Origin of the sequence: uncultured Boseongicola sp. (assembly GCF_937988555.1) — a bacterium.
Lineage (GTDB): Bacteria > Pseudomonadota > Alphaproteobacteria > Rhodobacterales > Rhodobacteraceae > Boseongicola.
The window spans coordinates 1-3,824 of the sequence record NZ_CALJXO010000389.1 but is presented as its reverse complement, the minus strand read 5'-3'; the positions used below and the strand labels follow the sequence as shown (position 1 = coordinate 3,824).

General features: G+C 51.9%; 3 protein-coding genes and 1 pseudogene. 2 read left to right on the top strand and 2 right to left on the bottom strand.

Annotated features, from left to right (window positions below; all coding sequences use genetic code 11):
* A partial coding sequence (locus tag Q1B15_RS23050) for an FAD-linked oxidase C-terminal domain-containing protein (RefSeq protein ID WP_299758532.1) occupies window positions 1–519 on the top strand: 519 nt, incomplete at its 5' end.
* A gap of 392 nt (window positions 520–911) precedes the next feature.
* Here the strand turns inward: Q1B15_RS23050 and Q1B15_RS23045 are convergent.
* Entirely contained in the window at window positions 912–2,075 is a 1,164-nt protein-coding gene (locus tag Q1B15_RS23045; RefSeq protein ID WP_299758530.1) for a mandelate racemase/muconate lactonizing enzyme family protein, read from the bottom strand.
* Window positions 2,076–2,373: 298 nt separating this feature from the next.
* Here Q1B15_RS23045 and Q1B15_RS23040 point away from each other — a divergent pair.
* A pseudogene (locus Q1B15_RS23040) lies at window positions 2,374–3,098 on the top strand (IS6 family transposase).
* Between the two features lie 267 nt (window positions 3,099–3,365).
* Here the strand turns inward: Q1B15_RS23040 and Q1B15_RS23035 are convergent.
* Window positions 3,366–3,596 (bottom strand): hypothetical protein, encoded by a 231-nt coding sequence (locus Q1B15_RS23035; protein ID WP_299758528.1) that lies wholly within the window; start codon window positions 3,594–3,596, stop codon window positions 3,366–3,368.
* Between the last annotated feature and the right edge of the window lie 228 nt (window positions 3,597–3,824).

The following is a 3,824-nucleotide window of genomic DNA, read 5'->3' as shown; positions in this document are numbered from 1 at the left end:
TTGGCGGACTGTTTGGAACAGAACCTTTTGCTTGATGCCGTGATCGCACAGTCGGAAGCACAGCGAACGGGGTTATGGGACTTGCGTGAAAATACCCCTGAGGCCAACCGGATGGGTGGGGCTTTTTGCAACAGCGACACCTCTGTGCCAATAAGCAAGGTTGGAGCGTTTATAGAACAAACCTACCAGGCGATTTTCGAGATTCATCCTGACCTTCAAATCAATACCTATGGGCACATTGGTGATGGTAACATTCATCACAACGTCCTGCCCCCGAATGGTATTGCAAAGGCAGCTTTTATCGCAGCGCAGCCTGGGATTATCGACAAGGTTCGGCTGGCCATAAATGATGCAACCTCGCTATATCAAGGGTCGATCAGCGCGGAGCACGGGATAGGCAGGTTAAAGGCACAAGATATGGAAATCTACGCCGACGCCACTAAACGCCAAGCCCTCAAGCGCATCAAAACTGCATTGGACCCAAACAACATAATGAACCCCGGAGCCATTTACAGTTGATCATGTTTACTCGATCCATCAACCAACCATCGCCCCCTTCTCAAGAAGGTTGGTTCTTGGAATAATGGATTGCCCGAACCGCCAATCCTTACGGGTCTGTCTTAATGTATCGCCCCTCGCTGGATAGTATTGGCGCTTAAGGTGCTGCGAGAAAAAGCAGTTTGCTCGGAACAGTTTACCAATAGAATGCAAGTCTTTGGTGCAGCCGCCATTGAGATTGAACTGTCACATTTATTAATTTCCCACGCGGACTCTCCCTTTCGAAGAGGGTAAACTTGGTAACCCGAAGCGAACAGAACCTGCCGGCGAAAGATGGGAGTAGTTTGGTAGGAAGTCACCATATCTCAGGTATTGCTTGCAGTACCAGGTCGTGTACGTGATCTACCAGAACGTCACTCCGCGAGTTCTTGCATCAATTTGATTAGATCGGCTTTGCCTTCGAAACCGATGCCTGGAATGTCTGGCATCACGATGTGTCCTTCTTCGACCCTAACGCCATCAGGAAAACCCCCATATGGCTGGAACAGGTCAGGATAACTTTCATTGCCGCCCAGCCCTAATCCCGCCGCGATATTCAGCGACATCTGATGTCCGCCATGCGGGATGCAGCGGGAGGGCGACCAGCCGAATTGCCGCAGGATGTCCAATGTGCGCAGGTATTCGACCAGCCCATAAGACAGTGCACAATCGAATTGCAGATAGTCGCGGTCGGCGCGCATACCGCCGTAGCGGAGTAGATTGCGAGCGTCCTGATGCGAGAACAGGTTCTCGCCTGTTGCCATCGGCGCATCATAGAATTCCGATATCGCGGCTTGAAGTGCATAATCCAGCGGATCGCCGATTTCCTCATACCAGAATAGCGGATACTCGCGCAGCATCTTGGCGTAGGCAATTGCCGTCTCCAGATCGAAACGACCGTTGGCATCCACTGCAAGCTGCGCATCGCTCCCTATTTCATCCAGAACGGACTCGATCCGCGCCCGATCATCGTCCAGCGGGGCGCCGCCGATCTTCATTTTGACCACGTTATAGCCGCGATCGAGGTACCCTCGCATCTCGGCCCGTAGGGCGCTGTTGTCCTTGCCGGGATAATAATAGCCGCCCGCTGCATATACGAAGACGCGCGGATCGGCTTCACGGTCCTTCATCTCGGCCAGTAAACGAAAAAGCGGCTTATCCGCAATTTTTGCCACCGCATCCCAGACAGCCATGTCGATCGTCCCGACGGCGACCGAACGTTCACCATGTCCCCCCGGCTTTTCGTTGGTCATCATCGCGGCCCAAATTCGGTGTGGATCGAGGTTTGTGCCGTCCTCATTCATAAGGCATTCTGGTTTGGCCTCCAAAATACGATCTCGGAACCGTTCGCGGATCAGGCCACCTTGTCCGTATCGTCCGTTAGAATTGAAACCGTAGCCGACAATCCGCCGCCCGTTGTGCATCACATCCGTGACCACCGCGACAAGGCTGGTAGTCATCTTGCTGAAGTCGATATAGGCGTTGCGGATGGGCGAGGCGATGGGTTTGGTCACTTCGCACACATCAATTATTCGCATTGGGTGGTCCTATCAAATTGGGACAGTTGAGAGCCTTATGTTACGCTCCACTTTAGCGAAAAGCGAATGCGGATGAAGGTCGCAAGACTGCCGTTATGGGAGTATCCTCAACGGGCATTGGTATGGCGCCAGATGTTCAAGAAATAGCAATAACGCCGGATTTTACGACCAAAAAAAGCGGAAAGGGGAGCGGGCTAGGTCTTAGTGGTAGTGTCGCAAAGTTTCGGATTTCAGTTGCGTTGCCGGGCCTGTCTAGCCAGACCCCACACTTTCCCGAGACTAAGTCAGGATTGAAGAGTTGATCAGTTTCAAAGGCGCGCAGTACCCGAAATCCGTGATCCTAAACGCCGTGTATTTCTACGTTCGCTTTCCGGTCTCCTATCGTGATCTCGAAGAGATCATGGCCGAACGTGGCGTCGATTTGGATCATGCAACGCTCAACCGATGGGTCGAGAAATACGCGGGCGCTATTGCCGAAGAAGCGCATCGCTGGAAGTCTCCGACTGGCCGCTCGTGGCGAATGCCTTCTCGGGACATTGCTATGCAATGCCCTGTCAGGTGAGAGATGAGACCTATGTCAAAGTAAAAGGTGAGTGGACATGCCTGTACCGCGCAATCGACAAACTAGGAAACACCCTTGATTTCATGCTCTCCGAGCGACGTGACGAAGCCGCGGCGACCGCGTTTTTTATGAAAGCCATCGGCAACAATCGCTGGCCTGACAAGGTTGTCATAGATAAAAGTGGATCGAATACGGCGGCCTTGTTCAACATGAACTGCCTGCTCGTGATGTGCGGTTGGTGTTGGTTAATCACTGTCCGGCGGACGAAATATCTAAACAACATCATTGAGCAGGATCACCGTTTCATCAAGAAGCTCACTCGCCCGATGCAAACGTTCAAATCGCTGAATTCAGCTTCGGCTACTCTTGCCGGAATTGAAGTCGCGCACATGATTCGAAAGGGTCAATTTGACCAGTCAGACCAGTCTGGCTTCGCGCAGTTCGCCGCTCTCGCTGGATAGGTGTGTCCGCTAGCAAAGCTTACTTCGGCTTGGCGGAAACTTTGCGACACTACCCTCTAGCCTGCCATCCGGTTATGAAGCATCAGTTTTGGCTTCATCCTATAGGCGAACGTTGAGACCGGCCCTTAGCTGCCGCTCGTCGGTCGATCTGATGCTGCGCCGCAGCTTCGCCAGACCGGCCATTCGTGCATCTTGCAGCATGTTCTTGGGCCAAGTGACCGCAACGCGGGACAAAGCGGGATTTCGGAGGGGCCGGGGTCATCCCGGTCAGATAACTGGAAGAAGCTTTTTCACATAAGAGCCTGCAATGCCTGTGAAGGTGTAAAAATCCAACTCATCTTCCAGTTTAGCGACTTCAATTTCTGAGAAATAGCGCAAGCGAGAACGCATTTTCTCAATAGCAGATATCGGATGAGTTGCATCAGAGGCCGGACCTGACGTGCCATTTTGGCAACGTAAGATCTCATCAGTTCTGATTACAGAGGTCATCATACTCATACTGGCACTCATTACTAATTAACACATACCACATATTGCATATATTTTTGTTTGGAATGGGGCGCAAAATTGGCTTTTACGCATTCATTGTCGGTCGTAGCAAATGGCTTCGACTTCGTTGGCTCAACCCGGACTTTAGCTGCACGAGTTGCTAGTGTCGGTTAAGCGGAGAGGCTGTGTGAAAACTCGACATTTCCGGATTTGCACAAGAAGGAGTTCTCAAAAAGT